Source organism: Flavobacterium sp. PL002 (genome assembly GCF_054165825.1).
In genome coordinates, this window is sequence record NZ_CM135110.1 from 1,182,801 (window position 1) to 1,200,487 (window position 17,687).

General features: G+C 36.1%; 18 protein-coding genes and 1 tRNA gene. 17 read left to right on the forward strand and 2 right to left on the reverse strand.

Annotated features, from left to right (window positions below):
* Positions 1-4: 4 nt before the first annotated feature.
* The 4 genes from ACVEGE_RS05200 to ACVEGE_RS05215 all read left to right on the forward strand — a co-directional run bounded on the left by ACVEGE_RS05200 (position 5) and on the right by ACVEGE_RS05215 (position 4,422).
* A complete protein-coding gene (locus ACVEGE_RS05200; RefSeq protein WP_192501400.1) occupies positions 5-1,531 on the forward strand; it encodes a flotillin family protein in 1,527 nt (508 codons plus the stop codon).
* Positions 1,532-1,658: 127 nt separating this feature from the next.
* Complete coding sequence (locus ACVEGE_RS05205; RefSeq protein ID WP_192501401.1) at positions 1,659-2,336, forward strand: glycerophosphodiester phosphodiesterase; 678 nt, start codon at positions 1,659-1,661, stop codon at positions 2,334-2,336.
* Between the two features lie 29 nt (positions 2,337-2,365).
* Positions 2,366-3,586 (forward strand): BaiN/RdsA family NAD(P)/FAD-dependent oxidoreductase, encoded by a 1,221-nt coding sequence (locus tag ACVEGE_RS05210; RefSeq protein WP_192501402.1) that lies wholly within the window; start codon positions 2,366-2,368, stop codon positions 3,584-3,586.
* A gap of 95 nt (positions 3,587-3,681) precedes the next feature.
* A complete protein-coding gene (locus ACVEGE_RS05215; protein WP_192501403.1) occupies positions 3,682-4,422 on the forward strand; it encodes a peptidase associated/transthyretin-like domain-containing protein in 741 nt (246 codons plus the stop codon).
* Positions 4,423-4,778: 356 nt separating this feature from the next.
* On the opposite strand, the gene ACVEGE_RS05220 is transcribed toward ACVEGE_RS05215, so the two are convergent.
* Entirely contained in the window at positions 4,779-5,255 is a 477-nt protein-coding gene (locus tag ACVEGE_RS05220; RefSeq protein WP_192501404.1) for a TspO/MBR family protein, read from the reverse strand.
* A 111-nt stretch (positions 5,256-5,366) separates the two neighbouring features.
* Between ACVEGE_RS05220 and ACVEGE_RS05225 the strand changes: the two genes are divergently transcribed.
* The 11 genes from ACVEGE_RS05225 to ACVEGE_RS05275 all read left to right on the forward strand — a co-directional run bounded on the left by ACVEGE_RS05225 (position 5,367) and on the right by ACVEGE_RS05275 (position 15,004).
* Positions 5,367-6,470, forward strand: coding sequence for a diphosphomevalonate decarboxylase (locus ACVEGE_RS05225; protein WP_192501405.1), 1,104 nt, complete (start codon positions 5,367-5,369; stop codon positions 6,468-6,470).
* A gap of 33 nt (positions 6,471-6,503) precedes the next feature.
* Positions 6,504-6,722 carry a hypothetical protein gene (locus tag ACVEGE_RS05230; RefSeq protein ID WP_192501406.1) on the forward strand — a complete coding sequence of 73 codons (219 nt, stop codon included), beginning with the start codon at positions 6,504-6,506 and terminating at the stop codon, positions 6,720-6,722.
* The gene (locus ACVEGE_RS05235; protein WP_173853588.1) at positions 6,722-7,018 is read left to right on the forward strand and encodes a type II toxin-antitoxin system RelE/ParE family toxin; all 297 of its coding nucleotides are present in this window, start codon (positions 6,722-6,724) and stop codon (positions 7,016-7,018) included. The genes ACVEGE_RS05230 and ACVEGE_RS05235 overlap by 1 nt, the downstream gene beginning before the upstream one ends.
* 32 nt (positions 7,019-7,050) lie before the next feature.
* Positions 7,051-7,989 (forward strand): mevalonate kinase family protein, encoded by a 939-nt coding sequence (locus ACVEGE_RS05240; RefSeq protein WP_192501407.1) that lies wholly within the window; start codon positions 7,051-7,053, stop codon positions 7,987-7,989.
* Between the two features lie 70 nt (positions 7,990-8,059).
* Entirely contained in the window at positions 8,060-9,019 is a 960-nt protein-coding gene (locus ACVEGE_RS05245; RefSeq protein WP_192501408.1) for a geranylgeranylglycerol-phosphate geranylgeranyltransferase, read from the forward strand.
* 233 nt (positions 9,020-9,252) lie between these two features.
* Positions 9,253-10,161: a pseudouridine synthase gene (locus ACVEGE_RS05250; RefSeq protein ID WP_173853585.1), complete on the forward strand. Its 909-nt coding sequence runs from the start codon at positions 9,253-9,255 to the stop codon at positions 10,159-10,161.
* 87 nt (positions 10,162-10,248) lie between these two features.
* Complete coding sequence (locus ACVEGE_RS05255) at positions 10,249-10,611, forward strand: nuclear transport factor 2 family protein (RefSeq protein WP_192501409.1); 363 nt, start codon at positions 10,249-10,251, stop codon at positions 10,609-10,611.
* A 217-nt stretch (positions 10,612-10,828) separates the two neighbouring features.
* Positions 10,829-11,680 carry a c-type cytochrome gene (locus tag ACVEGE_RS05260; RefSeq protein WP_192501410.1) on the forward strand — a complete coding sequence of 284 codons (852 nt, stop codon included), beginning with the start codon at positions 10,829-10,831 and terminating at the stop codon, positions 11,678-11,680.
* Positions 11,681-11,735: 55 nt separating this feature from the next.
* Positions 11,736-13,502 (forward strand): DUF885 domain-containing protein, encoded by a 1,767-nt coding sequence (locus ACVEGE_RS05265; RefSeq protein ID WP_192501411.1) that lies wholly within the window; start codon positions 11,736-11,738, stop codon positions 13,500-13,502.
* A 172-nt stretch (positions 13,503-13,674) separates the two neighbouring features.
* Positions 13,675-14,037, forward strand: a complete 363-nt coding sequence (locus tag ACVEGE_RS05270) for an ISAon1 family transposase N-terminal region protein (protein ID WP_458008540.1) — start codon at positions 13,675-13,677, stop codon at positions 14,035-14,037.
* 13 nt (positions 14,038-14,050) lie between these two features.
* Complete coding sequence (locus ACVEGE_RS05275; protein WP_370567000.1) at positions 14,051-15,004, forward strand: ISAon1 family transposase; 954 nt, start codon at positions 14,051-14,053, stop codon at positions 15,002-15,004.
* A 124-nt stretch (positions 15,005-15,128) separates the two neighbouring features.
* On the opposite strand, the gene ACVEGE_RS05280 is transcribed toward ACVEGE_RS05275, so the two are convergent.
* Positions 15,129-15,210 (reverse strand) — tRNA-Leu (locus tag ACVEGE_RS05280).
* A 110-nt stretch (positions 15,211-15,320) separates the two neighbouring features.
* On the opposite strand from ACVEGE_RS05280, the gene ACVEGE_RS05285 reads away from it, so the two are divergent.
* Entirely contained in the window at positions 15,321-16,712 is a 1,392-nt protein-coding gene (locus ACVEGE_RS05285; protein ID WP_173853576.1) for a dipeptidase, read from the forward strand.
* A 467-nt stretch (positions 16,713-17,179) separates the two neighbouring features.
* Complete coding sequence (locus tag ACVEGE_RS05290) at positions 17,180-17,647, forward strand: hypothetical protein (protein WP_458008626.1); 468 nt, start codon at positions 17,180-17,182, stop codon at positions 17,645-17,647.
* Positions 17,648-17,687 lie beyond the last annotated feature (40 nt).

Genomic DNA, 17,687 nt, shown 5'->3' on the forward strand with positions numbered 1-17,687 from the left:
ACCCATGACTGAAATTATTATTATCGTTGTTGCCGTACTTGTTGTTTTTGTAACCTTCCTTACGCTTATTTCTCGTTACAAAAGATGTCCTTCAGATAAGATCCTTGTTATTTATGGTCGCACAGGCGGCACCTCTGCAAAGTGTGTGCATGGTGGTGGTGCATTTATCTGGCCAGTTGTTCAAGATTACCAATACTTAGACTTAAAACCACTATCTATTGATGCTAATTTAACGAATGCACTATCGCGTCAAAATATTCGTGTCGATGTTCCTTGCCGATTTACCATTGCCATTTCAACAGAAAGTGAAAGCATGAACACCGCTGCCGAACGTTTATTAGGCCTACAACCTGAGCAAATTCAAGAATTAGCTAAAGACATATTATTTGGTCAATTGCGTCTGGTAATTGCTACAATGACTATTGAAGAAATCAATTCAGACAGAGATAAATTCTTAGAAAACATTTCTAAAAACGTTGATTCTGAACTTAAGAAAATTGGTTTAAAATTAATCAACGTTAACGTTACTGACATCAAAGATGAGTCGGGATATATCGAAGCTTTAGGAAAAGAAGCTGCTGCAAAAGCCATCAATGAAGCCAAAATTTCTGTTGCAGAACAAGAGAAAATTGGAGAAACAGGAAAGGCATTGGCTGACCGTGAGAAAGACGTTCAAATTGCAGAAACACATAGAGATCGTGACGTAAAAATTGCGATTACAAATAAAGATAGAGAAGTAAGTATTGCCGCTGCATTTAAAGATGAAAGCATTGGTAAGGCTGAAGCACAGAGAGACACCCGTGTAAAAACATCTGAAGCAAATGCAATTGCGATTAAAGGAGAGAATGAAGCTCGCATTGCCATTGCACAGTCTGAGGCAACACGTCGTGAGCGTGAAGCAGAAGCATTGAGAACAGCATTAGCCTCTGAAAAAGTACAAAGTGCAAAAGCATTAGAAGAGTCTTATGTTGCAGAGCAAAAAGCAGAGGAAGCCCGTGCCGAAAGAGAACGTTCTACTCAAAACGCTAATATTGTAATTCCGGCGCAAATTGCCAAACAAAAAGCAATTATTGACGCTCAAGCAGAAGCCGAAAAAACAAGAGAGTTAGCAAAAGGAGAAGCTGATGCTATCTTTGCAAAAATGGAAGCGGAAGCAAAAGGTTTGTACGAAATCCTAACAAAACAAGCAGAAGGATACCGCGAAGTCGTAAGCGCTGCTGGAGGTGACCCTACAAAAGCATTCCAATTATTGTTAATTGAAAAATTACCTGAATTAGTAAAAACTCAAGTGGAAGCGGTTAAAAACATCAAAATTGACAAAATCACCGTTTGGGATTCTGGAAATAATGGTGACAACGGAGCAGGTTCAACTGCCAACTTTGTATCAGGAATGATGAAAACGGTCCCACCATTGAACGACCTATTTAACATGGCTGGATTAAACCTACCTACTTATCTAAAAGGAAATGACACTGCTGAAGAGGCAAAACCTACAACCTCAAATGAGAACAGTACACCGACAGAAAAATAAGACAATATAGAAAGTCCTAATTCAAATTGTTTGTAAATTTGGACCTCTATTTTTCGAAATAAAAAAGCACAAATCGAATCTGGTTTGTGCTTTTTTATTTTAGTTACCTTTGCCAAAAATTAGTAGCATGTTAAAGATCGGCCATCGCGGTGCTAGAGGTAATGAACCTGAGAATACTTTGATTGGTTTTCAAAAAGCGTTAGCGCTTAATGTGGATCAAATCGAACTTGATATTCACAGCAGTGTTGATGGAGAAATCATGGTAATTCATGATGAAACAATCGATAGAACGACCAATGGCAACGGTTATGTAAATAGTTTTACGCGTTTAGAATTACAGCAATTCCAAATTGAAGGACAGCAGTATATTCCAACATTAATTGAAGTTTTAAATCTTATTGATCGAAAATGCTCCATTAATATCGAAATAAAAAGCAATGGATTAGCTGACAAATTAGTTGGCATAATTGAGCAATATGTAACTGAAAAACGGTGGGAATACAGCGATTTTATTGTCTCTAGTTTTGAGTGGGATAATTTGGAAAAAGTTCGCTTGCTGAATCCTAGTATTCCCATTGCCGTATTGACGGAGACGAGTATTGAGGACGCTTTGGCTTTCGCCAAAAAAATAAAAGCACAGGCAATAAATCCCGATTTTCAGATGCTCTCGACAGAAAATGTAAGTCAGATGCAACAGACTGGGTTTCAAGTTTTCCCTTGGACGGTGAACGAAATCGAAGACATAAAAAGAATACAATCATACAAAGTAGACGGAATCATCTCTGATTTTCCCGATCGATTATAAATTTTGCTTCAAGCAAAAACAACAAAAACATGAATCAAGATTTTGATATAATAATAGTAGGTGGTGGTGCAGCAGGTTTTTTTACAGCCATTAATATCGTTGAGAAAAACCCAAAGTTAAAAGTAGCCATATTAGAACGTGGTGCCGAAGTTTTGCAAAAAGTCCGCATCTCTGGTGGTGGGCGTTGCAATGTTACCCACGCCTGTTTTGAACCTAATGAATTAGTAAAATTCTACCCTCGTGGAGAGAAAGAATTGCGAGGACCTTTTCATCAGTTTTGCTCAGGTGATACTATCGAATGGTTTGAAAAACACGGTGTCGAATTAAAAATCGAGGATGACGGCAGAATGTTTCCGGTATCTAATTCGTCACAAACAATTATCGACTGTTTTCTTGAAGCCACTACTAAATTAGGCATCAAAGTATTGACAGGACAAAGTGTACAGTCTATTTTCAGGCCCGAAATCGCAGGAGAAAGCGTTTGGAAAATCGAAACACAATCGGAAAATTATATTACCGAAAAATTAGTTTTAGCCACAGGAAGCAATCCTAAAGTTTGGGATATGTTACAAACCTATGGTCACGCGGTTGTGAATCCCGTACCTTCCTTGTTTACATTCAATATCAAAGATCCTAGAATTAAAGAATTACCCGGAGTAGCAGCCTTAGCAACGGTTAAGGTCAAAGACAGCAAATTAGAATCAACCGGTCCTTTATTAATTACCCACTGGGGAATGAGCGGTCCAGCAGTTTTAAAATTATCCGCTTGGGGAGCCCGAATCTTACATGACAAAAACTATCAGTTTACTATTTATGTGAATTGGCTGAATGATGTAGATGCAAATGATGCCGAGATAAAGTTAAAAGAACTCAAACAAGAACATGCTAAAAAAGCGGTATCTAAGAAATCACCGTTTGACTTCCCAAACCGTTTGTGGGAGAGTTTAGTACTTGCTTCAGGAATCGAAATCGAAACAAAATGGGCCGATCTATCCAAAGCGCAGTTGCAAAACCTAGCAAACCAATTAACAAACGGAAGTTTTCAAGTCAATGGAAAGAGCACTTTTAAAGAAGAGTTCGTAACCGCTGGCGGAATCGATTTAAAAGAAATCAATTTTAAAACTATGGAAAGTAAGTTGCACAACAACCTATATTTTGCTGGAGAAATTGTGAATATCGATGCCATAACCGGAGGATTTAATTTCCAGAATGCGTGGACAAGTGGGTTTATAGTAGCCAATGCTATTTAACGTCTTAAAATTAATTAACAAGAATTTACACAAACGATAGGTTTTTATTAAGAACAATCTAATACTTTTACAGCTAAGCTATTAGACACACTTATATGAGAACAAAACTACTTTCTATTGTTGTTATTTTGCATACTATAAATAGTTTTTCTCAACAAGTAAAAGGCACAGTCCGCTACAACAAATATGCGATTCCGGATGTGGAAGTCATTAATTCCAATACAAAGCAGCTCACTGTAACAGATGCTAGAGGAGAATTTACCATCAAGGCAAAAACCAATGACAATTTAATTTTTGTATCCAAACAATACCAACTAAAGAAACTGGTTATCAATCCTGCGCTGTATACTAATGGCGTGTTAGAAGTGGATTTAATTCTGAATGCCGAAGAGTTAAATGAAGTTGTTGTAACTAACATGCCTTCAATAAAACTAAGCAAAGATGACAGCTGGGAGCAAACTAAATTAGATCAATACACCTTAGAAAAAAGAACTGCTGCTCCAAAAGTACAAGGCGTTTACACAGGCGAACTAGTTAACGCTGCTGACTTCATGCGAATAGGCGGAATGCTTTTAAGCCTATTCCTTAAAGATAAAGAACCCGCTAAAAAAGAAGCACCCGAAATAGCATTCAAAGATTTTGCCCTATCAAAATGTGACACCACATATCTCAAAAAAATATTAAACCTACAGCCCGAAGAGATTGGATTATTCTTAGAATTCTGCGATGCTGACCCTACATCAAAAACCATCGCCGCCAACCAAAATGTGCTGAGTTTAATGGATTTTTTATTCGAAAAAAACACCGCCTTTAAAAACCTAGCTACAGCAAATTAAACACACCACAAGCAAACAAAGACTGCGACTGCAAACAAAGACTGCAAACCACTACCCACAAACTAAACCTGAAAACTGAGACTGAGACTGCAAACCAATACCCGCAAACCACTACCCACAAACTAAACCTGAAAACTGAGACTGCGACTGCAAACTAATACCCGCAAACAAAGCCTGAAAACTGAGACTGAGACTGCAATCTATTATTCGCAAACAAAGACTGCAAACCAATACCCGCAAACAAAGCCTGAAAACTGAGACTGAGACTGCAAACTATTATTCGCAAACAAAGACTGAAAACCACTACCCGCAAACAAAGCCTGAAAACTGAGACTGCGACTGCAAACTAAAAAACCCTACCTATTCAACCACCAAATACTTCCGTTCAAAACAGCTGCAAAACTTACCCAAGCCAAATAAGGCAAGAATAAATAGCCTGCAATTTTATTAATTTTAGAGAACTGTGTGTATGTTTCGAAGATCATCAACCATAGAATAATAATTTCGATTCCGGCGAGCATAGGATTTTTTAATCCGAAGAATAAGTAGGACCACAAAGCATTCAATCCAAGTTGGATGGCAAATACAATCAAGGCTTTTGTAACGATCTCTTTTTCAAAATCAATGCGGTTCCACACTAGGCCTGCCGCCACTCCCATCATAATATACAGCGTACTCCACACCGGTGCAAAAATCCAGTTAGGCGGGTTAAAACTAGGCTTCACTAAGGTAGGATACCAAGTTAGTATTGCTGATCTAGTAACCGTACCCGATAAATAACCAATAGCCAAGCAAGTAACCACTACGGTAAGTATTTTTGTAATCTTATTCATTTTTCTAATTTATTTGAGAAACCAAAATTAATGAAAATTCAAGAGTTTTCGACAAATAAACCAATTGATGTGTAGTCCAAAAAAAGTATCTTTGCCAAAATTTTACCATTCATGTTAACAGCAAAAGACTTTATCCCGACAGCCTATTCTCAAACTATAGAAAGTGGTGAATACCAGTGGAGCGCGCCTAGCAATATCGCCTTAGTGAAGTACTGGGGAAAGAAAGACAATCAAATTCCTGCCAATCCCTCAGTGAGTTTTACTTTGAACAATTGTAAAACAATTACTAAGTTGGCTTTCGCCAAAAAGCATATTGCAACATCGTCCAACGCAAGTTCAGAGGATTTTTCATTTGATTTGTTATTTGAAGGGCAACCGAAAGAAGATTTTAAACCAAAAATTAGGAAATTCTTAGAAAGAATCGAAGTCTATCTTCCGTTTTTAAAAGAGTATCATTTTACGATCGACACACAAAACACTTTTCCGCATAGTTCAGGTATTGCTTCATCAGCGTCAGGAATGGCAGCTTTAGCGATGAACTTGATGAGTTTAGAAAAAGCGCTTAATCCTGCAATGACCGATGCGTATTTTTATCAAAAAGCCTCTTTTCTAGCCCGATTGGGATCAGGGAGTGCTTGCCGTAGCATAAAAGGGCAAGTAGTTGTTTGGGGAAACCAAGCGAATATTGCAGGCAGTACTGATTTATATGGCGTGGAATTTCCTAACGAAATCCATTCGAACTTCAAGAACTACCAAGACACTATTTTACTAGTAGACAAAGGCGAAAAGCAAGTCTCAAGCACGGTAGGCCATGATTTAATGCATAACCATCCGTATGCCGAGAGGCGTTTTGCTCAAGCGCATGAAAACTTAGATGCTTTAAAAGCGATCTTTAAGAGCGGGGATTTAGACGCCTTTATTAAAGTAGTAGAAAGCGAAGCGCTAACATTGCATGCGATGATGATGACTTCGATGCCTTATTTTATTTTGATGAAACCAAATACGTTACAGATCATCAATGCGCTTTGGAAATTTAGAAACGAAACTAAAATACCTGTTTGTTTCACGCTAGATGCAGGAGCAAATGTGCATGTATTATACCCCGAAAACGTTAGCGAAAAAGTTTTGCAATTTATTAAAGACGAATTAGTTGGCTATTGTCAAAATGGGCAGTACATTTGTGATGAAATTGGAAATGGAGCAATCCTATTATAATTTTCGTATCTTTAGGAGATTAAAGCGCTAAGTATGGATATTCAATTAGAAAAACAAGAAATTATTGAGCAGTTATTGCAAACCAATGACGAATCACTAATTGCGTCTATAAAACACCTTTTAACTAAAGAAAAAAAAGATTTTTGGGAGGAGTTGACGCCGGAAGAAAAAGCAGGAATCGAAGAAGGAATTGAAGATTTTAAAAATGGTAATACAACATCTTGGGATGACTTTATAATCAACTATCTTTAATGCGAAAGGTGGTAATTTCGAAACGAGCAACATACGAATTAGAAGATTTATTTGATTTTCTTGACTATAAATGGTCTATCGATATTCGTAAGAAAGTCGCACAGAAATTGAATAAAAATATTGAGAAGATCAGATTAAACCCTGAATTATTTCCAAAATCAACAGTACGAAATACACGAAAATGCGTGGTTTCAAAACAGATAAGCTTGTATTATGACTTTGACGAAAAAAATTTAAATATTCTTCGCATTTTCGATACAAGACAAGACCCAAATAAGATTAAAAAAATAGAATAATTACCAACCCCAAATTGTTAATTTAAAATAATATGAAAGGACCTTTATTTTACTCAAAAATATTACTCTTTGGAGAATACGGAATTATTCGTGACTCTAAGGGATTATCTATTCCCTATAATTTTTACAATGGTGCTTTAAAAACCGACGAAAACCCCTCTGCAGAAGCGATTGCTTCTAATGCGAGTTTGAATCGTTTTGCTAACTACCTAGAGACACTACAAACTGAACAACCTGAATTAGTTGCTTTTGATTTAGCTTTACTTAAAGAAGACATTGCCACAGGTATGTACTTTGATTCTAGTATCCCACAAGGATATGGCGTAGGGAGCAGTGGAGCACTCGTTGCGGCTATTTATGATAAATATGCTCAAGACAAAATCACGGTTTTAGAAAATCTAACGAGAGAAAAATTATTACAGTTAAAGAATATCTTTTCCCAAATGGAAAGCTTTTTCCATGGAAAAAGTTCTGGTTTAGATCCTTTAAATAGCTATTTAAGCATTCCGATCTTGATTAATTCTAAAGACAATATTGAAGCAACTGGAATTCCGAATCAGAGTTTTGACGGAAAAGGTGCTGTCTTTTTATTAGACTCTGGAATTGTAGGTGAAACTGCTCCTATGGTTAACATTTTTATGGAAAACTTAAAAGACAAAGGTTTCCGTACCATGTTAAAAAATCAGTTTGTAAAACACACCGATGCTTGTGTTGAAAACTTTTTAGGAGGCGACATGAAATCATTGTTTAGCAATACTAAAAAATTATCAAAAGTTGTTTTAAGTCATTTTAAACCAATGATTCCAGAACAATTTCATGCTATTTGGCAAAAAGGAATTGACACGAATGACTATTACTTGAAACTTTGTGGTTCAGGTGGCGGTGGATATATCTTAGGATTTACTGAAGATCTAGAACGAGCAAAAACAGCATTGAAAGATTACAAATTAGAAGTAGTTTATCAGTTTTAATAGAACATAAAAAACCAAATTTAAAGCTTAAAATTCAGTGTAATTTTAAGCTTTATTATTTTAATAAAGTATGGCATTAAGTAGAAAGCAAAAGCTTTTTTTAAAAAAGGTAATCAGTTTATTCTCAGTAGTAAGAGGACACAACATCCCGGTTATTATATTGGCACAGTACCTTTCGGCGATATTTATCTTAGCACCAGAGAAAAGAGCGATTGCTATTTTACTGGATTTCAATTTGTTTTTATTAGTTTTTGCCTCAGCGATTACGATTGCTTCTGGTTACATTATCAATAATTTTTACGACAGCCAGAAAGATTTAATCAACCGCCCTAATAAATCGATGCTAGACCGCTTAGTAAGTCAGGCCACCAAACTAAAGGTCTATTTTACTTTGAATTTTATTGCCGCATTGCTAGCTTTATGTGCTTCTTGGCAAGCCTTTTTATTTTTTTCGGCTTATATTTTCTTAATTTGGTTTTACTCCCATAAAATAAAAAAATATCCGGTTGTAGGTAATTTGACCGCTGCAATGATGGCTATTTTACCGTTTTTCGCCTTACTCCTACACTATTACAATAGCATAACCTTTGAAGAAATAGAAAGTTACAAAGGCCATTTTGCCGTGATTTTTGCACATGCGTGTTTCTTGTTTTTATTATTGCTAATACGAGAAATGATTAAAGATTTAGAAAATTTAAAGGGAGACTTGGCTAACAATTATCAAACAATCCCAATTCGTTTTGGCGAGCAAATGTCTAAAAAGATCATTACTATTTTAACGATAGCTACTATTGTCCCAGTTTATGTTTTAATAGACATTTATGACGTAGGTTATATGGACATCTATTTTTATGTTTGCTTTATCATCCTTATTTTCTTTTTACTTTACTTATGGAAATCACATCAAAAAGCAGAATACTTATTGTTGCATAATGTTTTAAAATTCTTGATTGTTGCAGGCGTTTTTTGCATTGTTTTGATCAATCCATCTGTTTTATGGAACGGCAGAAAATTGTTGTTAATGATGTAAAAAAGGTTTCTTTTAAATCCTAACTTTCTCGTAATTCTAGCCCTGATTACAGCGGCATCCTTTTACTTTTTTCTTTAAAAAGTAAAAGATATAGTGGAAAGCAGGAAATAGCTCCTTAAAAAAATCAAATTCACTTATTTAATACTCCTATAGGTTAACGTTTTAGCATTTTAATTAGTAGTTATTGATTGCCAATTATATAAATACTATCTTTGCGCAAATTATTGATTATTATGAATAACAAGGAAGGCAATAATAAGAGTAGCGGCGGAAGAGCAAATAGCTCACGACCACACTCGAATAAGCCAAAACCTGCCATGCAGAAGCGCGCTCAAGGGCCAAAAAAAGTTAAGGTAACTACTAAAGTTGCCGATGTTGCTACTGATAAAGTAGAAAAAAAGCCAAATCAAGCGCCAAAAAGACCGAAGGTAAAAGACGAAATTCGTTTAAATAAATACATTGCTAATTCAGGTGCGTGCTCGCGTCGCGATGCAGATATTTACATTACATCAGGAACAGTAAAAGTAAACGGAATTCCGGTTACTGAAATGGGATATATGGTTAAACCAGGAGATGTGGTTAACTTTGATGGTGCTACATTAACACCAGAGAAAAAAGTGTACATCTTATTAAACAAGCCAAAAAACTTTACTACCGCTTTTGACGAAGGTCAAGAGTTCCGTAATGTTCTTGAGTTAGTAAAAGGTTCTACGACTGCCAAAATTGGTGCTGTAGGAAGAATGGATAAAAATACGACGGGTTTATTATTATTTACTAATGATACTGACATGATTCGTAAATTTACTTTACCAAGTCAAAAATCATCTAAAATATACCACGTATCTCTTGATAAGAACTTAAAATTTGAAGATTTAGAAAAAATCAACAAAGGACTAACTCTTGATGGACACCGTGTTTTTATTGAAGACGTAAGTTATATTGAAGGAGAAGCTAAGAGCGAAATAGGTCTTAAATTAAGATCCGCTAACGTGAAAGTGGTTCGTAACATATTTGAACACTTTAGCTACGATGTTTTGCGTATTGACAGGGTCTCTTTTGCAGGTTTGACTAAGAAAAACTTACCAAGAGGAAACTGGAGATTGCTTACTGAACAAGAAATCATCAATTTAAAGAACGTTTAATAACCGCCTTTAAAAACAATACATAATTAGAAAAATCCTTTTCATTCGTGAATAGGATTTTTTTTTACTCCTAACCCATCATTCTCCATGACACCAGAAAAACTACAATCGATTGCTTTTAAATGGATCGAAACTTTTAACAACAAAGAATTAGACAAATTATTATCATTATATGATGATGATGCCGTTCATTTTAGTCCAAAATTAAAAATAAAAAAACCTGAAACTAACGGGAATGTTAGTGGAAAAGAGGCTTTACGCCAATGGTGGCAATCGGCTTTTGAGAATATTCCGAGTTTACAATACCAGCTTAAGTCGGTTACTGCAAATGGAGATCGTGTTTTCATGGAATACATTAGAACCGTTGACAATGAAGATGACTTATTAGTTGCCGAAGTTCTTGATATTAGAGAAGACAAAATTGTTGCTTCAAGGGTATATCACGGTTAAAATTGACAGTAAGATTAGTCAAGAAACAAACGTTATTACACCATTTAAAATTCCATTTCGATCTCCTCGAAATGGAATTTTTTATTTCGCACTCATTTTAAAAGGGGTTTATAAACTATCTCCTCTATCAAAGCTATTGAAATATTGCCTAATTTTGAGTATCACTTTATTGGTAACATTATTTCAATTACAGCTTTACTCTTTATTCAAACACAAAATGCACAAATTATATTTAAAACTAGTTGCCTTATTATTCCTTACACTAGCGAGTTGTCAACAGCAGGGAAAGCAACACAAAATTGTTGCCGAAAACACTACTAATGCTAGCACAAAACAGACAGTTGATTCTATGAGCATTGATTTGCTTGCTTTACAACAAGAAGGTAAATTAAAAAACACCCACTTAGTCACTGTGCAAGATGATCCTGTTTATCACAGCATCAAAAGATATCAGGCAGTTGCTTTGTCTAAGTTACTCTCCAGCTATACCGCTATTAAAACAATAGATCCTAAAAATTACCAAATCGTTTTTGAATGTGAGGACGGATACAAACCCATGATGCCTTTGCAAAAAATCATGGATTCTAAAGCGTATGTTGCCGTAAGCGATGTTGACGCTCCAAAGGGTCAATTATGGTCGGAGATTATTAAGGACGGACACCAAATGAAAGCAGCACCTTTCTATCTAATTTATGAAGCCGTACCTGCTAATGAAACAGACTATAAATGGCCTTACAACCTTGTCAAAATACAGCTCGTGAACAACAGCCTGAATACTGCCCTTATCGCTCCAAAAGACGATCCTAAAGCACAAGCGGGTTTTGACTTATTTGATAAAAATTGCGTGACTTGCCACGCCATAAATAAAATAGGAGGCACTATGGGACCCGAATTAAATTATCCAAAGAGTGTCACCGAATACTGGAAAAAAGACCAATTAAAAAAATTCATACAGCATCCAGCATCGTTTAGGAATGATGTAAAAATGCCAACCTTGACAAACATAACCCCAAGAGACATCGATCAAATCATTTATTACCTAGAATACATGTCAGATCATAAAATATAATTTTATTTTAATCGAAAAAAAAAAATAGACAAGAAAATTAGTTAAATCACCTGATATGACAACACAAAAACTTCTGATTTTAGGAACAGCAGTCTGCTTATTTTTTAACAGTTGCAAAAAAGAAGAGGGTAAAACTACCGATTTTACGGCCATTACTAAAAACTATTTTGACGATAAAAACGCACTAGATCCTTTGAGCGCAACCCAAAACGGACAAAACCAATACAACGACCAATTGCAATTTGAAATGACCGATGGCTATCGCAAATCACAATTGGCTTTTTTTGATAAATACCAGAAAACAATCGCCAGTATCAATCAAAAAGACTTGTCTGAAGAAGAACTCAACAGTTATGAAATTATTAAATGGGAAGTGACCGTAGGCAAGGAATTATTAAACCAACCCACCAATTTAATTCCGATACATCAGTTTTGGGGAACGCATTTAACCATGGGGCAATATGCTGGAGGAAGCAGTGGCCAACCTTTTAAAACAGAGAAAGACTATACTAATTTCTTAAAGAGAATGGACTTGTATAGTGTTTGGATTGATTCGGCGATGGTGTACATGAGAAAGGGAATTACAAAAGGAGCGGTTTTACCTAAGGCGTTAACCGAAAAACTCCTTCCGCAGTTTGCTAACAAGCCAACCGCTAACGTCGCCGACAATTTGTTTTATTCGGCGATTAAAATCATGCCAGCAACTTTCTCAGACGCCACTAAAAAAGAGCTAACCGCAAAATACACCGCTACAATCAACGATAAGTTGGTTCCGCAGTACAAGAAAATGGCCGAATTCATAAAAAAAGAATACTTGCCAGCCTCCCGCATGACAAGTGGCATAGGCAGTTTGCCTTTTGGAAAGGCATTGTATGCTGTTTATGTCAAACAATGGACCACGACGAGCATGACTCCTGAGGAAATTCATGAATTAGGACTAAGCGAAGTCGCGCGCTTGAATAGCGAAATGGAAAAGGTAAAAATGCAAGTAGGTTTCAAAGGAAGCTTACTCGAATTCTTTGACTACGTAAGAAACAAACCCGAACTAAAACCCTTCAAAAAACCCGAAGAAGTCATCGCAAATTTTGAGCGCATCTACAGTGTAATCAAACCCAATGTAGACCGATTGTTCTCGTTACAACCAAAAACCAAATTTGAGATTCGAAGAACAGAAGCCTTTCGAGAACAAACTGCCAGTGCTGAATACAGTCCAGGCACAACAGATGGTACACGTCCGGGGATATTTTATGTACCTATTCCAGATGTGAAGGAATACAATATGTATGGAGACGAAGATTTGTTCTTACACGAAGCCATTCCGGGGCATCACTTTCAGATTTCGCTACAGCAAGAAAACGCTAGCCTACCAGATTTTAGAAAATACAACTGGTTTGGCGCCTACGGTGAAGGTTGGGCATTGTACACCGAAAGTTTGGGGAAAGAACTGGGCTTGTATAAAGATCCGTATCAGTATTTTGGGATGTTAGGAAACGAGATACACCGTGCGGTACGATTGGTTGTCGACACGGGATTGCATAGCAAAGGTTGGACTAGAGAGCAGGCAATAGCTTATTCACTCGCCAACGAAGCCGAAAGTGAAGCGAGTATCACCACGGAGATCGAACGCTACATGGCGATTCCGGGGCAGGCTTTATCATATAAAATAGGACAATTAAAAATCATGGAACTGCGCAAAAGAGCACAAGACAAAATGGGAACCCAATTTGACATTAAAAAATTCCACGAGAAGGTATTAGCATCTGGAGTCATGCCGCTGGCTTTATTGGAGAAAAAAATCGATGCTTGGATTGCTGAGAAATAAATAATTTAAAAACGATGATAGCTCCTTATTATGGGAGCTATCATTTTTATAGAATCATCACCCTTCGTAATGAATTAATTAGGCTTAATTTATTACTAAAACTGGATCAAGTCTAAAAGTTGTGGGGAAATATTAAAAAAGGGATATTTGTGTTTTTAAAAATAAGATACAAATGCAAGATTCTTTTACCGAACTTCTCAAATTATTACTACCCGAAATTATTGTTGACTATTTTGAGTTAACCTCATACAAGAAAGCAGATGAAGTTTTGCATTTATACTTAAAAGAGATTAATTCCCCCCCTAAAGAATATCGTAATGAGAAACTAAGTTCCAAGGGATTCTTTGATGAAATAACAGTTCAAGATTTTCCCATTCGAGGACATCAGGTTTATCTTCATATCACACGCAGAAGATGGCTTAATGAAGACACTAGTAAAGTTGTATTTAGAGATTGGAATTTAGTAGCAGACGGAACTCGAGTAACACAAGAGTTTGCGTCTTTTTTAAAAGAGATCAATAGATTCCAAGGCTAATGACTGTAATGCCATAGCCTCTTTTTATGGAGTTAAAGGAAAAAATCTACAACATCAATACAAGGATTTTTTAAGTAATTTTAAAATTTGGGATCAAAAACCACATGCTAAACAATGGCTTCTATTTGCCCAAAATATTGGCAAACGTTTGTCTATAGACGAAACTTCACTATCCAATGGTGAACTCTATACTATTTTGACAAACAAAACTGCAAAAGGAAGAAAAGGAGCTATAGTAGCTATGATTGCTGGCACTAAAGCTGAAACAGTAATTTCAATCATTGAAAAAATCCCAATTAAGCGACGAAATTTAGTCACTGAAATCACTTTAGATATGGCAGGAAATATGGGTCTAATCGCCAAGAAATGCTTCCCAAATGCAACACGAGTTACTGATAGATTTCATGTACAAAAACTAGCTACAGAGGCTTTACAAGAAATAAGAATAAAATACCGTTGGCAAGCAATAGACCACGAAAACGAGGCTATAGAAAAAGCTAAGAAAAACAAGAAAAAATTCGAACCTACAATTTTATCAAATGGAGATACCATTAAGCAATTACTAGCCCGAAGTCGATACATCTTGTATAAAAACAAATCAAAATGGTCAGAAAAACAAACGGAAAGAGCCAAATTGCTATTCGAATTATACCCCGATATTGAAAAAGCGTACGGATTAGCTCAAGATTTACGAAATGTTTTTGAAAACACAACTGATAAAATATACGCACTAACCAGATTAGCTAAATGGCATGAAAAAGTAAATCAAGCAGAATTTAAATCCTTTAATACAATATCTAGAACGATACAGAATCATTATCAAACAATACTAAACTACTTTGATAACAGAAGTACAAATGCGTCTGCAGAATCTTTTAACGCAAAGATAAAAGCTTTTAGGTCTCAATTTAGAGGAGTAAGAAACATCGAGTTCTTCCTTTTTAGGCTAACAAATATATATGCCTAATTTTTACTTCCCCACAGGTTTTCGTTATGATCCCTAAAACTTTCAAGAGATGAGTAGACTTTATTTTAAAATTTACTAAAAATTAGGCATAAAAAAAAGCTTCCCGATTGAGAAGCTTTTTTTGTGCGGATAATAGGACTCGAACCTACACGCCTTGCGGCACCAGATCCTAAGTCTGGCATGTCTACCAATTTCACCATATCCGCGTAATTGTGGGTGCAAAGATAGACATAACTTTGAACTTTCAAAGCTTTTTTTAAAAAAAAATAATAATTCTATTTTTTGTACTTTTGGGTTTATAAAAATTAACAAATAAATGGAAAATATAAAGGCATACGTTCAAGAAAACAAAGACCGTTTTATCAATGAATTAATCGAATTATTAAAGATCCCATCAGTAAGTGCAGATACAGCTTACTCTCAGGATGTAATCGACACCTCGGAGGCAGTGAAAGCGAGCCTTGAAACAGCAGGATGTGATTTTGTTGAAATTTGCGAGACTGACGGATACCCTATTGTTTATGGAGAAAAAATGATTGATCCCGCCTTGCCTACCATCCTTGTTTACGGACATTATGATGTGCAACCCGCTGATCCAATCGAGCTGTGGACTTCTCCCCCATTTGAACCGGTTATTAAAACCACTGATATTCACCCAGAAGGAGCGATTTTTGCCCGTGGTGCTTGTGATGATAAAGGCCAAATGTACATGCACGTGAAAGCGTTTGAGTACATGATTAAAAATAACAACCTGCCGTGTAACGTAAAGTTCATGATTGAAGGAGAAGAAGAAGTAGGTAGTGTGAACCTGAAAACATTTGTAGAGAAAAACACCGAGAAGTTAAAGAATGATGTAATCTTGATTTCAGACACGGGAATGATCTCTAATCAACAGCCGTCTATTACAACTGGTCTACGTGGTTTGAGTTATGTAGAAGTAGAAGTTACTGGTCCTAACCGTGATTTACACTCTGGATTATATGGTGGTGCTGTGGCTAACCCAATCAATATTCTATCTAAAATGATTGCTTCGCTTCATGACGAAAACAACCATATTACGATTCCTGGTTTCTATGACAACGTAGAAGAATTATCACTAGAAGAAAGAGCAGAAATGGCCAAAGCGCCTTTTAGCCTAGAAAAATATAAAAATGCCTTGAAGCTAAACGATGTTTATGGCGAAAAAGGATACACTACAAACGAGAGAAACTCGATTAGACCTACCCTAGACGTAAACGGAATTTGGGGTGGTTACATAGGTGAAGGTGCCAAAACGGTAATTGCTAGTCAGGCTTTCGCCAAAATATCAATGCGTTTAGTTCCCAACCAAGACTGGGAAGAAATTACTGAACTGTTTACCAAGCATTTCATGAGCATTGCTCCTGCTGGTGTTACTGTAAAAGTAAAACCACATCACGGTGGTCAAGGTTACGTGACACCTATCGACAGCATAGGATACCAAGCAGCAAATATGGCCTACACAGAAACTTTTGGAACGCCTGCTATTCCGGTTCGTTCTGGAGGAAGTATTCCTATCGTGGCTTTATTCGAAAAAGAATTAAAAAGCAAAACCATATTAATGGGATTCGGCTTAGACAGTGACGCCATCCACTCACCAAACGAGCACTTCGGAATTTTCAATTACCTTAAAGGAATCGAAACAATCCCGTTGTTCTACAAATACTTCGTTGAGTTAAGTAAAAAGTAATTCCTTTCTAATCAAAAGGTAATTTTTTATCAAAATCAAAATCCGTTCAGCAATGAGCGGTTTTTTTTTTGAGTTTTTTTTAAAGTTGCAGAGCTGCTGAGTTGCTGAGTTTTTCTTAGAAGCTACAAAATTCTTTTTTGAGTTGCAAAGTCTCTGAGTTGCAAAGTTTCAAAGCAAATAAAGAAAAAAAAATCCGTGATGATCCGCTTAATCCGCGTCATCCGTGTTCCAATTCGTAGAGTTGCTGAGTGGCAAAGTTTTTCTTTTGAGCTACAAAGTTTCTGAGTTGCAGAGTTGCAAAGTTTCAAAGCAAATAAAGAAAAAAAATCCGTGCCAATCCGCTGAATCCGCGTCATCCGTGTGCCAATTCGCAAAACATTCCTCAAAACAAATCCGCAACACACTACCCTACAAATAATTACAAAATAATTTGTTTTATTGAAATATAACTCTACATTTGTAGAGCAATGTTTAATTATGTAGAACAAATGAAACAATTCTCTTTTCTTTTTATCATCATTATAAGTTTGAATTCATGCAAAGTAAGAACTAGCAATCAAACCATAAATAATAAACGAGAAGGGCGCTGGGTAGAACAATACACAATAGATAGCGCGCATTATAAATCAATTGGAACATATAAAAATGATGATCTCGTAAAAAAGTGGTGCTACTTTTTAAACGGCAAGCTAATAAAAAAAGAACGCTATCATAAAAAATATTGTAAAACCAAGCTCTTTTATGAAAACAGAAAAAAACAAGCCAGCGGAAAAACACATCTCGATCAAGGTACAAAGGAACTACATTGGTACTATTCTGGAAAATGGAAGTTTTACGATAACAATGGAACATTAACAACAGTTAGAATTTACAATAAAGGAGAATTGGTTTCGGAGATTCTTAGCTGCAAAGATGCTAAGCTTCAAAGTAACTAAGCTTCAAAGTTTTTTTAAGCTGCAAAGATTCAGAGTTGCA